Below are 19,319 nucleotides of genomic sequence, written 5' to 3' on the forward strand. Positions count from 1 at the left end.
CAACAAACCAGCGCAAAAAACGGGACAGGTCATGTCAGAACTCCGCGAAAATACCGGCGACGCGCCGGCCGAGACGAACCCGCTCCTGAAGGCCTGGGTGACGCCGTTCGCAACCCCGCCGTTCGACGAGATCAGCCCGGAGCACTTCCTGCCCGCCTTCGAGCAGGCCTTCGCCGACCACTCCGCGGAGATTGCGGCGATCGTCCATGATCCGGCGACGCCGGACTTCGCCAACACCATCACGGCGCTGGAGCGCTCCGGCAAGCTGCTCACCAAGGTCTCGGCCGTGTTCTACGACCTCGTCTCCGCGCACTCCAATCCGGCGATCCTGGAGATCGACAAGGACGTTTCTTTGCGGATGGCGCGGCACTGGAATCCGATCATGATGAACGCGGTGCTGTTTGGCCGCATCGCCCAGCTCCACGAGAACCGTGCCACGCTGAAGCTCAATCCGGAGCAGCTCCGCCTGCTCGAGCGCACCTACACCCGCTTCCACCGCGCCGGCGCCGGGCTCACCGAGGAGGCCAAGGCGCGGATGGCCGAGATCAACGAGAAGCTCGCCCAGCTCGGCACCACCTTCAGCCATCATCTGCTCGGTGACGAGCAGGAGTGGTTCATGGAGCTCGGCGAGGACGACCTCGAGGGACTGCCGGGGAGCTTCGTCGCGGCCGCCAAGGCTGCGGCAGAAGATCGCGGGCTGGCCGGCAAGGCCATCATCACGCTGTCGCGCTCTTCGGTCGAGCCGTTCCTGAAGGGCTCGGCGCGGCGCGACCTGCGCGAGAAGGTCTACAAGGCCTTCACCGCGCGGGGCGACAATGGCAACGCCAACGACAACAACGAGACCATCGTCGAGATCCTGAAGCTGCGCGAGGAGAGCGCCAATCTCCTGGGCTATCCGACCTTCGCCGCCTACCGGCTCGAGGATTCGATGGCCAAGACGCCGGATGCGGTGCGGGGCCTCCTGGAGCGGGTCTGGAAGCCTGCGCGGGCGCGCGCGCTCGCCGATCGCGACGAAATGCAGGAGCTGATCACGACCGAAGGCGGCAATTTCCAGCTCGCGCCCTGGGACTGGCGCTACTACGCCGAAAAGCTGCGCCTCCAGCGCGCCAATTTCGACGATGCCGCGATCAAGCCGTATCTGACGCTCGACCACATGATCGCGGCGGCCTTCGACTGCGCCACGCGGCTGTTCGGCATCACCTTCGAGGAGCGCAAGGATGTCCCGGCCTGGCACGCGGATGTCCGCGTCTGGGAGGTGAAGGACCGGGACGGCAAGCACAAGGCGCTGTTCTATGGCGACTACTATGCCCGGCCGTCAAAGCGCTCGGGTGCCTGGATGACCTCGCTGCGCGAGCAGCAGAAGCTCGACGGCGAGACCGCGCCGCTCGTCATCAATGTCTGCAACTTCGCCAAGGGCGCCGGCGGCGAGCCCTCGCTGCTGTCGCCCGACGACGCCCGCACGCTGTTCCATGAGTTCGGCCACGGCCTGCACGGCATGCTTTCCAACGTGACCTATCCGTCGCTATCGGGCACCTCGGTGTTCACCGACTTCGTCGAGCTGCCCTCCCAGCTCTATGAGCACTGGCAGGAGCGGCCCGAGGTGCTGCAGCAGTTCGCCCGCCACTATCAGACCGGCGAGCCGCTGCCCGACGACCTGCTCCAGCGCTTCCTCGCGGCACGCAAGTTCAACCAGGGCTTTGCCACCGTCGAGTTCGTCTCCTCGGCGCTGGTCGATCTCGAATTCCACACCCAGCCGGCCGATACCGCGACGGACGTGCGCGCGTTCGAGAAGGCGGAGCTCGAGAAGATTGGCATGCCCGAGGAGATCGCGATGCGGCACCGGCCCACGCAATTCGGCCACATCTTCTCCGGCGACCACTACGCTGCCGGCTATTACAGCTATATGTGGTCGGAGGTGATGGATGCCGACGCCTTCGGCGCCTTCGAGGAAGCCGGCAACATCTTCGATCCCGATGTCGCCAAACGCCTGCACGATGACATCTACTCCACCGGCGGATCGGTCGATCCGGAAGCCGCCTACGAGGCCTTCCGAGGCCGGCCGCCGGAGCCGGATGCGCTCTTGCGCCGCCGCGGCCTGCTCGACGAAGCGAAGGCGGCCTGATGGGCATGCGCGGCCTGTTCGGATGGTTGCTCGCCGCCGGCCTGTCGCTTGCGGCGGGGATGGCGCAGGCCCATCCGCATGTCTGGATCACCGCGACCAGCGAGCTGATCTACGCGCCCGACGGTTCGATCACCGGCGTCCGCCACGCCTGGACCTTCGACGACATGTTCTCGGCCTATGCGACCCAGGGGCTCGAGGGCAAGACCAAGGGCAGCTACACGCGCGAGGAGCTGGCCCCGCTCGCCCAGACCAATGTCGAGTCGCTGAAGGAATATGCCTACTTCACCTTCGCCAAGGCCGACGGAAAGAGGGAGCGCTTCAACGAGCCGGTCGACTATTTCCTCGACTACAAGGACACCGTGCTGACCCTGCACTTCACGCTGCCGCTGAAGACGCCGCTGAAGCCGAAGCAACTCGTGCTTGAGGTGTTCGACCGCTCCTTCTTCATCGACTTCCAGATGGCCAAGGACAACCCGGTCAAGCTGGTCGGCGCACCAGCCGGCTGCCAGATCAAGCTGGAGCGGCCGAATGACGGCACCGCGAGCGCCCAGAAGCTCAACGAGCAGACCTTTGTGGACGGCGAGAACTCGAACTTCGGCATGATGTTCGCCAACAAGATCACCGTGGATTGCCCGTGACTTCTCTCCTTCGCTCTCCGCTTGCCCATTCGCTTGCAACCGGCGCGGCCGTTCTTGTCGCCGTCTTGGCCGTCGATGCGGCGCTTCACGATCTCTTCGCGCAAAACCCCTTCGGCGGCCCGCGCCCCGCGCCCGAGCCGGAGGCCGGCGGCATCATCGGTTGGCTGCTGGCGAAGCAATCGGAATTTTACCGCGAGATGTCGGCGACCATCCGCGCCGCGAAATCCGACGGCTCGGCGGTGTGGACGCTGCTCGCCATCTCGTTTGCCTACGGCATCTTCCATGCCGCCGGCCCCGGCCATGGCAAGGCTGTGATCTCGTCCTACCTCGTCGCCAACCAGGAAACGGCACGGCGTGGCATCGTGTTGTCCTTTGCCTCGGCGCTGATGCAGTCGCTGGTCGCAGTCCTCATCGTCGGCGTCGCGGCCTGGGCGCTGAATGCGACGGCCAGGACCATGTGCAGCGCCGAGAAGGTGATCGAGATCGCCAGCTACGCTCTGATCGCAGCGTTCGGGCTGCGCCTCGTCTGGGTCAAGGGCGGCGCCTTCATCCGCGCGCTCCAGGCCTCCCAGCCGGTGCCTGCGATCGCCGGCGTGCCGCATCATCACGATCACGGCCACCATCACCATCATCATGACGCGCATGATCATGGTCACAGTAATCACCACCATGGCCAAGCCCACACCCACGCCCATGCCCACGACCATGTCCATGACGAGCATTGCGGCCATTCCCACGGCCCGACGCCAGGCGAGCTTGCCGGCCCCGGTGGCTGGCGGCGCGGGCTCGCGGCAATCCTCACCGTCGGCATCCGCCCCTGCTCAGGCGCGATCCTGGTCCTGGTGTTCGCACTCGCCCAGGGCCTGTTCTGGGCCGGCATCGCCGCGACCTTCCTGATGGGGCTCGGCACCGCCATCACGGTTGCTACCATCGCGGTCATCGCCGTCTCCGCCAAGGACATCGCCCGGCGCCTGAGCGCCGGCCGCGACGGCGGCGGCGCACTCTTTATGCGCGGCATCGAATTTGCGGCTGCCGGCCTCGTGCTCCTGTTCGGCACTGGCCTCTTGTTCGGCTACCTCGCCGCCGAACGAACGACGTGTTTTTGATGAGAATTCTCGTGCCCCGGACGCAGCTCAGCGTCTCTTCGACGATGCGCCGCAGAGGGCCCATCTCTCCGCGCAGTGGGCGTGGCTTTCTGGGTCCCGGCTCTGCGGTGCAGCGCCAAGGCGCTGCACCGCGTCCGGGACACGTCAGAGAGAACTTCACACCGGCAGAAATCGCTTCAAGGCGGGCATGAAGAAGATCGCGACGTTGATCGCAAAACCGATGCTCCAGAGGATCGAGCGCAGCGTCGGGCGGTTGCCAAGATAGGTGAAGACGTATGCGATCCGCACGATCAGGAAGAGCGCGGCGAGCTCGTCGACCAGGCGCTGCGGCGAATCGCGGAATTCAGCGAGCAGCACGGCAATCGCGAAGAACGGGAAGGTCTCGATGCCGTTCTGGTGCGCGCCCAGCGCGCGCTGGGAGATGGCATCCTCATAGAAGGCCGGGTCGCGCGGCTTCGAATTGTCGAAGCGACCGAACCTGATCCATTTGATCGAGGCGATCGTCGCAAGATAGAGCAGCAACGCCCCAAACACGCACCATTCCGCGAGCGTCATGGTTCCTTCCCCCTGCGCATGGTCCGGAAAAGTGGGCACCGGTTTTCCGAGGAGACCATGCTCCGCCAAAAGGTCGAGCGCGATGGAAACCCACCGCGCTCGGGTCGAAACCCTAGCGAACTCGGCCCAATCTTGACAAGTTCGGCCCAACGCGCGAACCCGTTGGGCCATGACGCGCGTTCTCCCGATCGACACATCGAAGGCCACCGCGGCTGCGGCCGCCTCGCGTGTCGGCGTGCTGCTCGTCAATCTCGGGACCCCCGACACCGCGGATGCTCCGGGCGTGCGCGTCTACCTCAAGGAATTCCTGAGCGATCCCCGCGTCATCGAGGACCAGGGCCTGGTCTGGCAGTTCGTGCTGAACGGCATCATCCTGCGCAAGCGCCCCCGCACCAAGGCGATCGACTATCAGAAGATCTGGAACACCGAGAAGAACGAGTCGCCGCTCAAGACCATCACGCGCTCGCAGGCCGACAAGCTCGCGGCCGCACTCGCCGACCGCGCGCATGTCGTGGTCGACTGGGCGATGCGCTACGGCAACCCGTCGATCAAGTCCGGCATCGACGCGCTGATCGCGCAGGGTTGCGACCGGATCCTCACCGTGCCGCTCTATCCGCAATATTCGGCTTCGACCTCGGCGACCGTCTGCGACGAGGTGTTTCGCGTGCTCGCCCGCCTGCGCGCACAACCGACGCTGCGGGTGAGCCCGCCTTACTACGAGGACGAATCCTATATCGAGGCGCTCGCGACCTCGATCGAGGCGAGCCTGGCGAGCCTGCCGTTCAAGCCGGAGCTGATCGTCGCCTCCTTCCACGGCATGCCGATATCCTATGTCGAGAAGGGCGATCCCTATCAGGGCCACTGCGTGGCAACCACCGAGGCGCTGCGCCGCCGGCTGAAGCTCGACGCGTCAAAGCTGCTACTCACCTTCCAATCGCGGTTCGGCAATGAGGAATGGCTCCAGCCCTATACGGATGCGACCATGAAGCGCCTGGCGCAGGAAGGCGTGCGCCGCATCGCGGTGGTGACGCCGGGCTTTGCTGCCGACTGCCTGGAGACGCTGGAGGAGATCGCACAGGAGAATGCCGAGATATTCAGGCACAATGGCGGCGAGGCGTTTGCCGCGATCCCCTGCCTCAACGACAGCGAGCCCGGCATGGACGTGATCCGCACCCTGGTGCTGCGCGAGCTGCAAGGCTGGATCTAATGTGCCTGGATCTGAGGGACGCCTCATGAAGCGGCGCGAGGTTCTGGCACTTCTCGGCGGCGCCGCGCTGCTGCCGCTGCCGGCGGCAGCGCAGCCGGCGCCGGTCGCGATGCGCCGGCTCGGCGTGCTCACGGTGACGGCAGCCGATGACGCCATCGCGCAGATGCGCGCGACGATCCTGGTCGATGCGCTCGCGACGCTTGGCTGGAAAGAACAGGACAATTTACGGATCGACTGGCGTAGTGGCGGCGGCGACCGGGCGCTGATCGCCCGGCAGGCGGGCGAGCTGGTTACGCTCAATCCCGATATCCTGCTCGCGGTCGGCACGCCCTGCGTCGAGGAATTGCGCAAGCGTACCTCGACAATGCCGATCGTATTCGCGGTGGTCACCGACCCCGTCGGTCAAGGATTTGTGGAAGCGCTCGCCCATCCCGGCGGCAACATCACCGGCTTTACCGATTATGACGGGCCGATGGCCGGCAAATGGCTGCACATGCTGACGCAGATCGCGCCGCCGGTGCGCCGCGTGGCGGTGATCTACAATCCCGCCACCGCGCCGTTCGCCGGCCTGATGCTGCGCGCAATTGAGGACTCCGCGCGCGCGCTCGGGGTCGTCGTCGAGCCGGCGCCGGTCCATGACGAGGCCTCGATCGCAGCCCTTGCATCCCGCAAGGACGAGGGCCTGCTGGTGCTGCCGGATTTCTTCACCCTGGCAAACCGCGCGCGCCTCCAGGCCGCGATCAGCAAGGCCCGTCTGCCCGCTGTCTATTGGAGCCGCACCTTCGTCGACGAGGGCGGCCTGATGTCCTACAGCACTGACAGCGCCGAGCAGCTCCGCCGCGCCGCTGCCTATATCGACCGCATCCTGAAAGGCGAGAAGCCGGCCGATCTTCCCGTGCAAAATCCCACCAAGTTCGAGCTTACGGTCAACCTGCGCACCGCCGGGGTGCTCGGCGTGGCGATCCCGCCGGCATTGCTCGCAACGGCCGATGAGGTCATCGAATGAGGCGCGCTAGGTTGCCGCCGCCGCGTTTCAAGAGCCTCCCCGCCAATACTTAATGGCCGTCGTTCCGGCTTCGTGCGTCTTGTGAAATGATCGCGAGAGGCCGACGTAAAGTGTGCCGCTGAACCGGTCGGGACGCGAATCCGACCAATGAACGGCGCGGGAAAAGCCTTTTCCCGCCTTGGAGGAGCTATGAGTGGTTTCGATATTTTTGCAATTGCACTGGTGTTTCTCGTCATCGTCACGCTGCTTGCCGGCGTGAAAACGGTGCCGCAGGGTTATGACTGGACCATCGAGCGGTTCGGCAAATACACCCAGACGCTATCGCCGGGACTCAACCTGATCGTGCCCTATTTCGATCGCGTCGGGCGCAAGATGAACATGATGGAGCAGGTGATCGACATTCCCGAGCAGGAGGTGATCACCAAGGACAACGCGACGGTGAGCGTGGACGGCGTCGCCTTCTACCAGGTGTTTGATGCTGCGAAGGCGAGCTACGAGGTCGCCAACCTCAACAACGCAATCACCGTCCTGACCATGACCAACATCCGCTCGGTGATGGGCTCGATGGATCTAGACCAGGTGCTGTCGCATCGCGACGAGATCAACGAGCGCCTGCTCCGCGTCGTCGATGCCGCGGTTTCGCCCTGGGGCGTCAAGGTCAACCGCATCGAGATCAAGGACATCGTGCCGCCGGCCGATCTCGTCGAGGCCATGGGCCGGCAGATGAAGGCCGAGCGCGTCAAGCGCGCCGACATTCTGGCCGCCGAAGGCCAGCGGCAGTCCGAAATCCTGCGCGCCGAGGGCGCCAAGCAGGGCCAGATCCTCCAGGCGGAAGGCCGCCGCGAAGCCGCCTTCCGCGACGCCGAAGCACGCGAGCGTCTGGCGGAGGCCGAGGCCAAGGCAACGCAGATGGTGTCTGAGGCAATTGCCAAGGGCGACGTCGCCTCGTTGAACTATTTCATCGCCGACAAATATATCAAGGCGTTCGGACAGTTTGCGGAGGCGCCAAACCAGAAGATCATCATGCTGCCGATGGAAGCCGTGAGCCTGCTCAGTTCGCTCGCCGGCATCGGCGAAATTGCCAAGGCGACGTTCGGCGAAAGCGCGGCCTCCGCAACCGCCGCCGCCCGTCGCGGCTCGGTGCCGCCGGCCGGTAGCGCGCCGCCGGCCGTGCCGCCGCAACAATGAGGTAACCCAGAGGTCGTGTCATGACCGATATGTTCGTCACCCTCGGCACGTGGAACTGGCTGATCTTCGGCTTCATCCTGATGGCGCTGGAGGTGTTCGCGCCGGGCGTGTTCCTGTTCTGGCTCGGGCTTGCCGCGCTGCTGGTCGGATTGGTGTCCTTCGTCGCTCATCCCGCCTGGCAGGCACAGCTCGTGATGTTCGCGCTGTTCGCCGCCGCCGCAGTCCCGGTATGGCGGCGCCTCGCGCGCGGCAGGATCGACACGAGCGCGAGCCCGCATCTGAACAAGCGCACCGAGGCGCTTCTGGGCCGCGAGTTCACGCTGGAGAAGCCGATCATCGATGGAAGCGGCACCGTGCGCATCGGCGACACCGTCTGGCGCGTCGCCGGCCCCGATACACCAGCCGGCACGCGGGTGAAGGTGGTGCAGGTGGATGGCGCCAACCTGACGGTGGCCGCGGCGTAGCTCTCTTGCCCTCTCCCCTTGCGGGAGAAGGGAAGGCATTGAGCAAGGCGCTACGCTTTGCTCAATTCTTTCGCCACTTTTCCGCAAACCGGTGCAGCGGCATGAAGGTCTCGCACAATTCCCGCCCGAGCGGCGTCAGGCTGTAGCCGCCGGCCTCCCCAAGTTCTACGAAACCCGCCTCGCGCAATTCCGTCAGCCGCGCCTGCAGCACCGTGGGGGATGCCTCGTCGCAGGCGCTGCGTAGCGCGCGAGAGGTGAGGGGGGCGCCGCGCAATTCCCACAGGATCCGCAACGACCAGCGTTTCCCCAAGAGGTCCAGCAGCGCCATGATCGGCCGGCCCGTGCGTGAGCCGCGTACGCTGCGTTGCCCGACCTGCCTCACCATGTCTGCCTCTTGCATGTTGCTACATATAGTGTAGCGTACGTTGCTACAGTTATTGTAGCATAGAGGTTGGCCATGTCACCTGCCGCACCGCGCATCGCACCGCTGGATCCGCCATACCCGTCCGAGATCGATGAGCAGTTCAACCGCATCATGCGCGGTGCGCCGCCCTTGATGCTGTTCCGGGTAATGGCAGGACACAAGCGCGCCTGGGACAAGTTTCGCGCCAGCAGCCTCCTGGACCCGGGGCCACTGTCCTTGCGTGCGCGCGAGATCGTCATCGACCGCACCTGCGCACTGAACACATGCGAATATGAATGGGGCGTGCACGTCGCGATCTTCGCGGGAGCTGCGGGTCTCACGGATGAACAGGTCCGCGCCACCGCTCATGGCGATGCGACTTCAACCTGCTGGTCTGCGACTGAGCGGGCGCTGATCGCGGCCGTCGATGCCCTGCATCATCGCGCGACGCTTGATGATGCGGAGTTCGCGGCGCTCGCAGCGCATTACGACGACGCGCAGATCTTGGAGATCATGATGCTCTGCGGGGTCTACCGCACGGTGTCGTATCTGGCGAACGGGCTGAGATTGCCGCTGGAGGAGAAGGCGGCGCGGTTTCCAGCGCTCTAAGCGTCGTCATTGCGAGGAGCGACTTGTCCGCCGTAGCTCGAAGAGCGAAGGCGGAAGCAACGAAGCAATCCAGAACCTCCGCGGTCGCATTCTGGATTGCATCGCTGCGCTCGTAATGACGGAGAGGAGGCAGCAGTCGGACTAAGCCACGCCCGCCCGCAAGAGATCGTGCAGGTGCACGATGCCAACCGGCTTGCTTGCTTCGGCCACGATCAGCGTCGTGATCTTGCTCGTGTTCAGCACCTCCAGCATCTCGGTCGCGAGCATGGAGGGCGGCACCGTCTTCGGCTGCTTCGTCATGATGTCGTCGACGGTCGCGGTCAGGAGGTCGGGCCGCATGTGGCGGCGCAAATCGCCGTCGGTGATGATGCCGGCGATCTCGCCCGCGTCGCTTACGATGCAGACGCAGCCGAGGCCCTTGGCCGACATCTCGACCACCGCGTCCGACATCTTCGTGCCGAGCGGCTTGACGGGAATCTCCGCGCCGGTGCGCATGTAGTCGCGCACGAATTTCAGCATCGCGCCGAGTTTTCCTCCGGGGTGGAAATGCGCGAACTCCAGCGCCGTGAAGCCGCGCCCCTCCAGCAGGGCGATCGCGATGGCATCGCCGATCGCGGCCTGCATCAGGGTCGAGGTGGTCGGCGCCAGATTGTGCGGGCAGGCCTCGCGCGCCTTGGGCAGCTCGATCACGATATCGGCGGCCTGTCCGAGCGCGGAGCCTGCGTTCGACGTCACCGCGATCATGGGAATCGCGAAGCGCGCCGAATAATTCACGAGGTTCTTCATCTCCGGCTGCTCGCCGGACCAGGACAGCGCCATGATGACGTCGTCGGTGGTGATCATGCCGAGATCGCCATGGCCGGCTTCGGCAGCGTGGACGAAGAAGGCGGGCGTGCCGGTCGAGGCCAGGGTCGCTGCGATCTTGCGCGCCATGTGGCCGGACTTGCCGAGCCCGGTGACGACGACGCGCCCCTTGGCGTTGCGGATCTTGTCGATCGCCGCCGTGAAGCTCGCCCCTAGCGGTCCCTTCAGCGCGCTGGCGAGTGCGCCGATGCCGCCGCTCTCTGTCTCCAGCGTGCGCAGCGCGGATTCGATGTCGGGAGAAGCGGGGCCGGATGATGCGGTCATCAGCGGTTTCGAGCTCGGCATGCTTTGATCCAGGGAAGAGGTCGGCAAACCCTGTTTGCCCGTGGCCGTCTGCTTAGCACGGTCGTGGCAGGGAGGCGACGCGCGTACCTCCGTCCTCAACGGCTCATTAACCATAATTGTTTTAACTCCTTTAACGATGGTACCCGCGTCCTCCGCGGAAGCCATTGCTGAAGTGTCTGAAGTCGTTGGAGTTTTTTCCATCGTGGGGTCGTCTCCAGGCAGGAGCCGGAGCAAACGCGCGCACGTCTTGCGCGCCGCCTTGTCATGCCTTGCGCTGACCGTGCTGGAGAGTGCGCCCGCTGTCGCCCAGAGCCTCACGCCAGACCTCTTCAATCCGAATCGCGGCGGCTTCGTCTCGCCTGACACGCTGCCGACGCGGCGGACGGCCACGACCACATTTGCGCAGCCGCCGTCGGACGCCTTGCCGGCGTTGCCCGATCCCAGCGCCGATCCACGCAAGAACAAGGACACACCGGCGCCATCGCGCGTCGGTCAGGTGCCGACTTATGGCCTGCCCGCGGCCAATGGCTCTGGCGCCTCGGGCTATGACTCACTCAATCGCAAGCGGCAGCAGCCCAAGCTCTATCCCGGACAGCCGAAGCCGAAGCGTGCGCCCGGCCCCGGTACCCCGGCCCCGACCGCGACGTCCACGCCCGGCATCGGCCAGCCGCGCATCGCGCCGCCGCCATCGGAGACCGCCAACAAGACGCCGGTGCCGGCGGCGATGGCAGGCACCGTGCCGGGCCAGCCGCTGCGCCGGCGCCTCAAGCTGGACGACGACCCGTTCGGTCCCGTCGGTGACTACGCCGGCAGCTTCCTGATCAAGGGTGCGCTCGAGCTCTCCGGCGGCTACGACACCAACCCGGCGCGGCTCAACAAGCCGATCGGCTCGCCGCTCTATGTCGTGGCGCCCGAGCTCGTCGTGATGTCCGACTGGGAGCGCCACGCGCTAGTCGCGGACCTGCGCGGCTCATTCACCGGTTATGGCAACCAGTTGCCTGCGACGATCGATGGCGTCGCCTCGCCGGCGCCCGTCGAGATCGATCGGCCGGATTTCACCGGCCATGTCGACGGCCGCATCGACGTCGATCGCGATCTCAAGCTGACCTCGCAGCTCCGCCTGCGCCTTGCCACCGACAATCCCGGCAGCCCGAACATCCAGGCCGGACTGCAGAAATATCCGATCTACGCCACCTACGGCACGACGCTCGGCGTCGACCAGACCTTCAATCGTTTCGAGGTCGCCGCCGGTGCCACGGTCGATCGCACCGCCTACACCAACTCGAAACTCACCGACGGCACGGTTTCCAGCAACGACGATCGCGACTTCAACCAGTACGGCGGCATCGGCCGCTTCTCCTACGATCTCAAGCCGGGTCTGAAGCCGTTCCTGGAGATCGAGGGCGACACCCGCGTTCACGACCAGGCCGCCGACCGCAACGGCTATTTGCGCGATTCAAACGGCGGCTATGCCAAGGTCGGCACGTCCTTCGAGTTCTCGCGCATCCTCACCGGCGAAATCTCGATCGGCTACGCCGCGCGCAACTATGTCGACCCGCGGCTCAGCCAGCTCAGCGGCTTCCTGACCACGGGCTCGCTAATCTGGAACGCCAGCGGGCTCACCACCGTGAAATTCTTCACCGATACGCAGCTCGCCGAGACCACGATCCCCGGCGCCTCCGGCGTGCTGGTGCGCACCTACACCGCCGAGGTCGACCACGACTTCCGCCGCTGGCTCACCGGCATCGGCAAGTTCACCTACGGCACGCTCGACTATCAGGGCCAGAACCGCAACGACAAGACCTACTCGATCGAAGGCGACATCATCTACAAGCTCAACCGCAACCTCTGGATCAAGGGCAGCCTGCGCCACGACATCCTGGATTCGAACGTCGTCGGCGCGGGTTCAGCGGGGACGGTGGTGATGCTGGGGGTGAGGATGCAGAATTGAGGGAGAGCAATTATGGCAGCTCGAATTACGTTAGACATCAACTCGGCTGGAGAATTCGAACTGTGGCTTAATCCTGAAGGCCGAGACCTTCTCGTCAAGGAACTGCTGGCCCTAAGTCAGACTAACGAGCATTTTCACTTGATGCCAATACCGTCGGACGTTGAAGTTTCGACGCGCGCCTATCGACCGAACGACAAGCTTCTCGAATACGGTAAGGTGCTGTTCCGACTCGACGAGTGGGATGCAAAGCACTTCCCGCACGTCCTGGGTTGAGGTCCGCTCGCTATCCCTTCACTCCGCCGTCATGCCCCGCGAAGGCGGGGCATCCAGTACGCCGTGGCTTCTCCGTATTCGTCACCGCCTCTGGAATACTGGATCGCCCGCTTTTCGCGGGCGATGACAGTGTGCGTGAAACTGGCGGCGGAGCGAAAAACTACCGCGGCAGGTCCGTCTTCCCCATCAGGAACGTGTCGATCGAGCGCGCGCACAGTCGCCCCTCGCGGATCGCCCACACCACCAGCGACTGGCCGCGGCGCATGTCGCCGGCGGAGAAGACGTTGGGGCGCGAGGTCTGGTAGTCGAGCGTGTTGGCCTTGACGTTGCCGCGCGGGTCGAGGTCGACCGACAGGAGCTTGAGCAGGCCCTCGTGCACGGGGTGCACGAAACCCATCGCGAGCAAGACCAGCTCGGCGTCGAGTTCGAACTCGGTGCCGGCCATCGGCTTGAACTTGTCGTCGACGCGCACGCAGTGCAGCTTCTTGACCTTGCCGTTCTCGCCAGAGAACTTTTGCGTCAGCACGGCGTATTCGCGGATCGCGCCTTCGGCCTGGCTCGACGACGTGCGCATCTTGAGCGGCCAGTTCGGCCAGGTCAGGCCCTTGTTCTCGCGCTCAGGCGGCGCCGGCATGATCTCGAGCTGGGTCACGGTCTTGGCGCCCTGGCGCAGCGAGGTGCCGATGCAGTCGCTCCCGGTGTCGCCGCCGCCGATGACGACGACGTGATTGCCGCCGGCGAGGATGTCGGTGACGCCGTTCAAAGGCTCCTCGGAATTGCGACGGTTCTGCTGCGGCAGGAAGTCCATCGCGTAATGGATGCCATCGAGGTCGCGGCCGGGGATCGGCAGGTCGCGCGGGGCTTCTGCGCCGCCCGTCAGCGCGATGGCGTCGTACTCGTTGAGCAGTTCGCGCGGATCGACGTTGCCGGCGGCGCCGACATGGCTGTTGTAGTGGAAGGTGACGCCCTCCGCCTCCATCTGTGCGATGCGGCGGTCGATGATACCCTTCTCCATCTTGAAGTCGGGGATGCCGTAGCGGAGCAGGCCGCCGGCCTTGGCGAACTTCTCGTAGACATGCACGTCATGACCGGCGCGTGCGAGCTGCTGCGCGCAGGCCATGCCGGCCGGACCCGAGCCGATCACGGCGACCTTCTTGCCGGTCTTCTCGGTGTTGATCTCGGGCCTCAGCCAGCCGTTCTCCCAGGCGCGGTCGACGATCGCGCATTCGATGGTCTTGATGGTGACCGGGTTGTCGTCGATGTTGAGCGTGCAGGAGGCTTCACACGGCGCAGGACAGATGCGGCCCGTGAACTCCGGGAAGTTGTTGGTCGAGTGCAGGTTGCGCGAAGCCTCTTCCCAATTGCCCTGATAGACGAGGTCATTGAAATCGGGAATCTGGTTGTTGACCGGGCAGCCGGGCGTGCCCGGCGCGACCGAGCCGGTGCCGTGGCAGTAGGGAATGCCGCAATTCATGCAGCGCGCGGCCTGGTCGCGCGTTTCCTTCTCCGAGAGCGGAACGACGAATTCGTTGAAATGCTTCAAGCGCTCGGCGACCGGGGTGTACTTGCGATCATACCGTTCGATTTCGAGAAAGCCCGTGATCTTGCCCATAAAACCCGAAGTCCCTGCCGCTTAATTCGTTTGTTTCTTCCTCATCGTCATTGCGAGGAGCGAAGCGACGAAGCAATCCAGGCTGTTTCCCGAGGAGAGATCTGGATTGCTTCGCTTCGCTCGCAATGACGAGCGTTGATACTTACGCCCCGATCGCGATTTTCGGCTCGGCGTCCGCGTTGGCCTGCATTTCGCGCAGTGCGCGCCGGTACTCGACCGGCATCACCTTGCGGAATTTGGGCAGCCATTCCTTCCAATTCGCGAGGATCTCGATCGCGCGCCTGGAGCCGGTCGCCTTTTCATGGCGCGAGATCAGGACGTGCAAGCGCTCGACGTCGGAATCGAGCAGGTTCTTGAACACGTCGACCCGGCCATGCGCCTCGAGATCACCGGAGTGGTTGTAGGTGCCGGCGTTGATCAGCTCTTCCGACAGCACCGGCTCGAGCTCGACCATGCTGAGGTTGCAGAGCTTGTCGAAGTCGCCAGCCTCGTCGAGTACATAGGCGATGCCGCCGGACATGCCGGCCGCAAAGTTGCGCCCAGTCTTGCCGAGCACGACCACGATGCCGCCGGTCATGTATTCGCAGCAATGATCGCCCGCGCCTTCGACGACCGCCACAGCACCGGAATTGCGCACCGCAAAACGTTCGCCGGCGATACCGCGGAAGTAGCACTCGCCCTCGATCGCGCCGTACATCACGGTGTTGCCGACGATGATGCTCTCTTCCGGCACGATGCCGCCGTTGCGCGGCGGCTTGACGATGATCTTGCCGCCCGACAGGCCCTTGCCGACGTAGTCGTTGCCTTCACCCTCGAGCTCGAAGGTGACGCCGTGGGCGAGCCACGCGCCAAAGGCCTGGCCGGCGGTGCCCTTGAGGCTGACATGGATCGTGTCATGCGGCAGCCCCGCGTGGCCGTAGATCTTGGCCACCGCGCCCGACAGCATCGCGCCGGCGGAACGATCGGTGTTGTTGATCTCGGCCTCGATCTTCACCGGCGCGCCGCGGTCGAGAGCTGGCGTCGCGTTCTCGATCAGCTTGCGGTCGAGGACGGCCTCCAGATGATGGTTCTGGCGCTCCGAGTGATAGATCTTCTGGCCCTTCTCTTCCTTCTGCTTGACGAACAGCTTCGAGAAATCGAGGCCCTTGGCCTTCCAGTGCGCGACCAGACGGGTCTGGTCGAGCATCTGGGTCTGGCCGACCATCTCGTTGAAGCTGCGGAAGCCGAGGTTCGCCATGATCTCGCGAACCTCTTCGGCGACGAAGAAGAAGTAGTTGATCACGTGCTCGGGCTGGCCGGTGAAGCGCTTGCGCAGGACGGGGTCCTGCGTGGCGACGCCGACCGGGCAGGTGTTGAGATGGCATTTGCGCATCATGATGCAGCCAGCCGCGATCAGCGGTGCAGTCGCAAAACCGAACTCGTCGGCCCCGAGCAGTGCACCGATCACGACGTCGCGCCCGGTGCGGAAGCCGCCGTCGACCTGGACCGCGATGCGGCTGCGCAGCCGTTCGCGCACCAGCGTCTGATGGGTTTCAGCGAGGCCGATCTCCCAGGGCGAGCCGGCGTGCTTGATCGAGGTCAGCGGCGATGCACCAGTGCCGCCCTCGAAGCCGGCGATGGTGACATGGTCGGCGCGCGCCTTGGCAACGCCGGCGGCCACCGTGCCGACGCCGATTTCGGAGACGAGCTTGACCGAGACGTCGCCCGTCGGATTGACGTTCTTGAGGTCGTAGATGAGCTGCGCCAAATCCTCGATCGAGTAGATGTCATGGTGCGGCGGCGGCGAGATCAGGCCGACGCCCGGCGTCGAATGCCGGACCTTGGCGATCGTCGCGTCGACCTTGTGGCCGGGCAACTGTCCGCCTTCGCCGGGCTTGGCGCCCTGCGCCATCTTGATCTGCATCATGTCGGAGTTGACGAGATATTCCGTCGTCACGCCGAAACGCCCCGAGGCGACCTGCTTGATCGCCGAGCGCATGCTGTCGCCGTTCGGCAGCGGCTTGAAGCGGTCGGCTTCCTCGCCGCCTTCGCCGGTGTTCGACTTGCCGCCGATCCGGTTCATGGCGATCGCGAGCGTCGTGTGCGCCTCACGTGAGATCGAGCCGAACGACATTGCACCGGTGGCGAAACGCCTGACGATGTCCTTGGCCGGCTCGACCTGGTCGAGCGGCACGGGCTTGCGCTTCTCTTCCTCCGCGCTCTTGATCCGGAACAGGCCGCGCAGCGTCAACAGACGCTCGGACTGCTCGTTGAGGATCTTCGCGAAGGCGCGATAGCGCTCCTGCGAATTGCCGCGAGCGGCGTGCTGGAGCAGCGACACCGACTCGGCCGTCCACGCATGGTCCTCGCCGCGGGTGCGATAGGCATATTCGCCGCCGACATCGAGCGCCGTCTTGTAGACCAGTGCTTCACCGAACGCGTCGGCGTGACGGCGCACGGCCTCTTCGGCGATCTCGGCGAGACCCACGCCCTCGATGCGCGTGTGGGTGCCGGCGAAGAACTTGGACACGAAGTCCGCCTTGAGGCCGACCGCATCGAAGATCTGCGCGCCGCAATAGGACTGGTAGGTCGAGATGCCCATCTTGGACATCACCTTGAGAAGGCCCTTGCCGATCGACTTGATGTAGCGCTTGACGATCTCGTAGTCGTCGAGCGAGCCGGGGAGGCGCTCCTTCATCGCGATGATCGTCTCGAACGCGAGGTAGGGATTGATCGCTTCCGCGCCGTAGCCGGCAAGGCAGGCGAAGTGATGCACTTCGCGCGGCTCGCCCGACTCGACGACGAGGCCCACCGAGGTACGCAGACCGGTGCGGATCAGATGATGATGCACGGCGGCGCAGGCCAGCAGCGAGGGGATCGGTACGCGATCGGTGCCGACCATGCGGTCGGACAGGATGATGATGTTGACGCCTTCGCGCACCGCGGCTTCCGCACGCGCGCAGAGTTCGTCGAGCACCTGGTCCATGCCGGCCGCGCCGAGGCCGGCGTGGAAGGTGGTGTCGAGCGTGCGCGACCTGAAGTGGGAATCGCCGAGATCGGCGATGGAGCGGATCTTTTCGAGATCCGCATCGGTCAGGATCGGTTGGCGCACTTCGAGGCGCTTGGTGGTGGCGAGGCCTTGCAGGTCGAACAGGTTCGGCCGCGGTCCGATGATCGAGACCAGGCTCATCACCAGCTCCTCGCGAATCGGGTCGATCGGCGGGTTGGTGACCTGCGCAAAATTCTGCTTGAAGTAGGTGAACAGCGGCTTGGGCTTGGCCGACAACGCCGAGACCGGCGTATCGTTGCCCATCGAGCCCGTGGCTTCCTCGCCGGTCGAGGCCATCGGCGTCATCAGGATGCTGATGTCTTCCTGGCTGTAGCCGAACGCCTGCTGCCGATCGAGCAGCGACAGGTTCGAGCGCACGCCGGTGGTCGGTGCCTTCGGCAGTTCCTCCAGCACGATCTGTGTGCGGTCGAGCCACTCCTTGTAGGGATGGCTCTTGGCAAGCTCGGCCTTGATCTCGTCGTCGGGAATGAGGCGGCCCTGCTCGAGGTCGACGAGCAGCATCTTGCCCGGCTGGAGGCGCCACTTGGTGACGATCTGGTCCTCCGGAATCTTGAGCACGCCCATTTCGGACGCCATCACGATGCGGTCGTCCTTGGTCACGAGATAGCGCGCGGGCCGCAGGCCGTTGCGGTCGAGCGTGGCGCCGATCTGGCGGCCGTCGGTGAAGGCGATCGCGGCCGGACCGTCCCACGGCTCCATCAGGGCGGCGTGATATTCGTAGAACGCGCGGCGCTTCTCATCCATCAGGGGATTGCCGGCCCATGCCTCCGGAATCATCATCATGACCGCGTGCGGCAGCGAGTAGCCGCCCTGCACCAGGAATTCGAGCGCGTTGTCGAAGCAGGCGGTGTCGCTCTGCCCTTCATAGGAGATCGGCCAGAGTCGGCTGATGTCCTTGCCGTAGAGCTCGGAACTCACGGACGCCTGACGCGCCGCCATCCAGTTGACGTTGCCGCGCAGCGTGTTGATCTCGCCGTTATGCGCGATCATCCGGTAGGGATGCGCCAGCGACCAGGTCGGGAAGGTGTTGGTCGAGAAGCGCTGATGCACGAGCGCGAGCGCGCTCTCGAAGTCCTTCTCGTGCAGGTCGGGATAGTACTTGCCGAGCTGGTCGGCGAGGAACATGCCCTTGTAGATCACGGTGCGGCAGGACATCGAGCAGGGGTAATAGCCTGCTAGTCCCCGCTCACGGCGCTGGTAGATCGCCTGCGAGATCGACTTGCGCAGGATGTAGAGCTTCCGCTCGAACTCCTCGTCGGTCTTGGCGGCGCCGTTGCGGCCGATGAACACCTGCATGTGGTTCGGCTCGGTCGGCTTCACGGTGACGCCGAGTGAGGAGTTGTCGGTCGGCACGTCGCGCCAGCCGAGCAGCTTGAGGCCTTCGGCCTTGATCTGATCGGCGATGATGCTCTTGATGACGTTGCGCCAGGCGGTGTCGCGCGGCATGAACAGGGCGCCGATGGCGTACTCGCCGGGCTTGGGCAGCGAGAAGCCGAGCTCCTTGGTCTTGCGTGCGAAGAAGGCGTGCGGGATCTGCACCAGGATGCCGGCGCCGTCACCGGCGCGCGGGTCGGCGCCGACCGCGCCGCGATGTTCGAGGTTGCAGAGGATGTTGAGCGCGTCCGAAACGATCTCGTGCGACTTCTTGCCCTTGATGTTGGCGATAAAGCCGACGCCGCAGGAATCCTTTTCCATGCCGAGATCGTACAGACCTTCGGCGGGCGGGCGGAACGTGTGCTCGCGATCGGCGGTTTTCGAGGCGACCGTCGCCGACAGTTCTTCTGCCACGATGTTTGCGCGCTCGAATTGCGACCCGTTCATTGTTCCTGTCCTCTCCATGCGGCAAGCTGCCTCACCGCCATCTTCGGCGCACCTTGGGCGTTCCGCGGCACCCGCTCTTTGGGCCACCGCTCGTCCGTTGCGAGCCGCATTTTCTTAAATTCAGGCCTGGGCGTTCCACGTCCCCGAGAACGGCTTTAGCCTGCAG

The 19,319-nt window shown here is 64.9% G+C and carries 15 protein-coding genes; 10 read left to right on the forward strand and 5 right to left on the reverse strand.

Features of this window, described 5'->3' with window-relative positions:
- Positions 1–31 precede the first annotated feature (31 nt).
- The 3 genes from SO139_RS13930 to SO139_RS13940 are packed head-to-tail and all read left to right on the forward strand — an operon-like array spanning position 32 to position 3,866.
- Positions 32–2,122, forward strand: coding sequence for a M3 family metallopeptidase (locus SO139_RS13930; RefSeq protein WP_498540169.1), 2,091 nt, complete (start codon positions 32–34; stop codon positions 2,120–2,122).
- Entirely contained in the window at positions 2,122–2,760 is a 639-nt protein-coding gene (locus SO139_RS13935) for a DUF1007 family protein (RefSeq protein WP_449381409.1), read from the forward strand. The genes SO139_RS13930 and SO139_RS13935 overlap by 1 nt, the downstream gene beginning before the upstream one ends.
- Entirely contained in the window at positions 2,751–3,866 is a 1,116-nt protein-coding gene (locus SO139_RS13940) for a nickel/cobalt transporter (RefSeq protein WP_449381408.1), read from the forward strand. The genes SO139_RS13935 and SO139_RS13940 overlap by 10 nt, the downstream gene beginning before the upstream one ends.
- 156 nt (positions 3,867–4,022) lie before the next feature.
- Here SO139_RS13940 and SO139_RS13945 read toward each other — a convergent pair whose 3' ends face one another.
- Positions 4,023–4,421, reverse strand: coding sequence for an MAPEG family protein (locus tag SO139_RS13945; RefSeq protein ID WP_449381407.1), 399 nt, complete (start codon positions 4,419–4,421; stop codon positions 4,023–4,025).
- A 169-nt stretch (positions 4,422–4,590) separates the two neighbouring features.
- On the opposite strand from SO139_RS13945, the gene hemH reads away from it, so the two are divergent.
- The 4 genes from hemH to SO139_RS13965 all read left to right on the forward strand — a co-directional run bounded on the left by hemH (position 4,591) and on the right by SO139_RS13965 (position 8,286).
- The gene (gene hemH / locus SO139_RS13950; protein ID WP_449381406.1) at positions 4,591–5,628 is read left to right on the forward strand and encodes a ferrochelatase; all 1,038 of its coding nucleotides are present in this window, start codon (positions 4,591–4,593) and stop codon (positions 5,626–5,628) included.
- 25 nt (positions 5,629–5,653) lie between these two features.
- Positions 5,654–6,634 (forward strand): ABC transporter substrate-binding protein, encoded by a 981-nt coding sequence (locus SO139_RS13955; RefSeq protein WP_449381405.1) that lies wholly within the window; start codon positions 5,654–5,656, stop codon positions 6,632–6,634.
- 189 nt (positions 6,635–6,823) lie between these two features.
- Positions 6,824–7,822, forward strand: coding sequence for an SPFH domain-containing protein (locus SO139_RS13960; RefSeq protein ID WP_449381404.1), 999 nt, complete (start codon positions 6,824–6,826; stop codon positions 7,820–7,822).
- Between the two features lie 20 nt (positions 7,823–7,842).
- On the forward strand, positions 7,843–8,286 hold the full coding sequence (locus SO139_RS13965) for an NfeD family protein (protein ID WP_449381403.1): 444 nt from the start codon (positions 7,843–7,845) through the stop codon (positions 8,284–8,286).
- Between the two features lie 61 nt (positions 8,287–8,347).
- Here the strand turns inward: SO139_RS13965 and SO139_RS13970 are convergent, their stop codons facing one another.
- Entirely contained in the window at positions 8,348–8,671 is a 324-nt protein-coding gene (locus SO139_RS13970) for a winged helix-turn-helix transcriptional regulator (RefSeq protein ID WP_449377550.1), read from the reverse strand.
- 72 nt (positions 8,672–8,743) lie between these two features.
- Between SO139_RS13970 and SO139_RS13975 the strand changes: the two genes are divergently transcribed.
- Positions 8,744–9,298 carry a carboxymuconolactone decarboxylase family protein gene (locus SO139_RS13975; RefSeq protein ID WP_449377549.1) on the forward strand — a complete coding sequence of 185 codons (555 nt, stop codon included), beginning with the start codon at positions 8,744–8,746 and terminating at the stop codon, positions 9,296–9,298.
- Positions 9,299–9,439: 141 nt separating this feature from the next.
- Here SO139_RS13975 and SO139_RS13980 read toward each other — a convergent pair whose 3' ends face one another.
- The gene (locus tag SO139_RS13980; protein WP_449377548.1) at positions 9,440–10,447 is read right to left on the reverse strand and encodes a KpsF/GutQ family sugar-phosphate isomerase; all 1,008 of its coding nucleotides are present in this window, start codon (positions 10,445–10,447) and stop codon (positions 9,440–9,442) included.
- Positions 10,448–10,649: 202 nt separating this feature from the next.
- Here SO139_RS13980 and SO139_RS13985 point away from each other — a divergent pair, with 202 nt between their 5' ends.
- Positions 10,650–12,398: an outer membrane beta-barrel protein gene (locus tag SO139_RS13985; RefSeq protein ID WP_449377547.1), complete on the forward strand. Its 1,749-nt coding sequence runs from the start codon at positions 10,650–10,652 to the stop codon at positions 12,396–12,398.
- 12 nt (positions 12,399–12,410) lie between these two features.
- Positions 12,411–12,671: a hypothetical protein gene (locus SO139_RS13990; protein WP_449377546.1), complete on the forward strand. Its 261-nt coding sequence runs from the start codon at positions 12,411–12,413 to the stop codon at positions 12,669–12,671.
- A 160-nt stretch (positions 12,672–12,831) separates the two neighbouring features.
- Here the strand turns inward: SO139_RS13990 and SO139_RS13995 are convergent, their stop codons facing one another.
- Positions 12,832–14,283, reverse strand: coding sequence for a glutamate synthase subunit beta (locus SO139_RS13995; RefSeq protein ID WP_449377545.1), 1,452 nt, complete (start codon positions 14,281–14,283; stop codon positions 12,832–12,834).
- Between the two features lie 142 nt (positions 14,284–14,425).
- Positions 14,426–19,153 carry a glutamate synthase large subunit gene (gltB, locus tag SO139_RS14000; protein WP_449377544.1) on the reverse strand — a complete coding sequence of 1,576 codons (4,728 nt, stop codon included), beginning with the start codon at positions 19,151–19,153 and terminating at the stop codon, positions 14,426–14,428.
- Positions 19,154–19,319: the final 166 nt, after the last annotated feature.

This window comes from Bradyrhizobium sp. UFLA05-89, assembly GCF_059803475.1.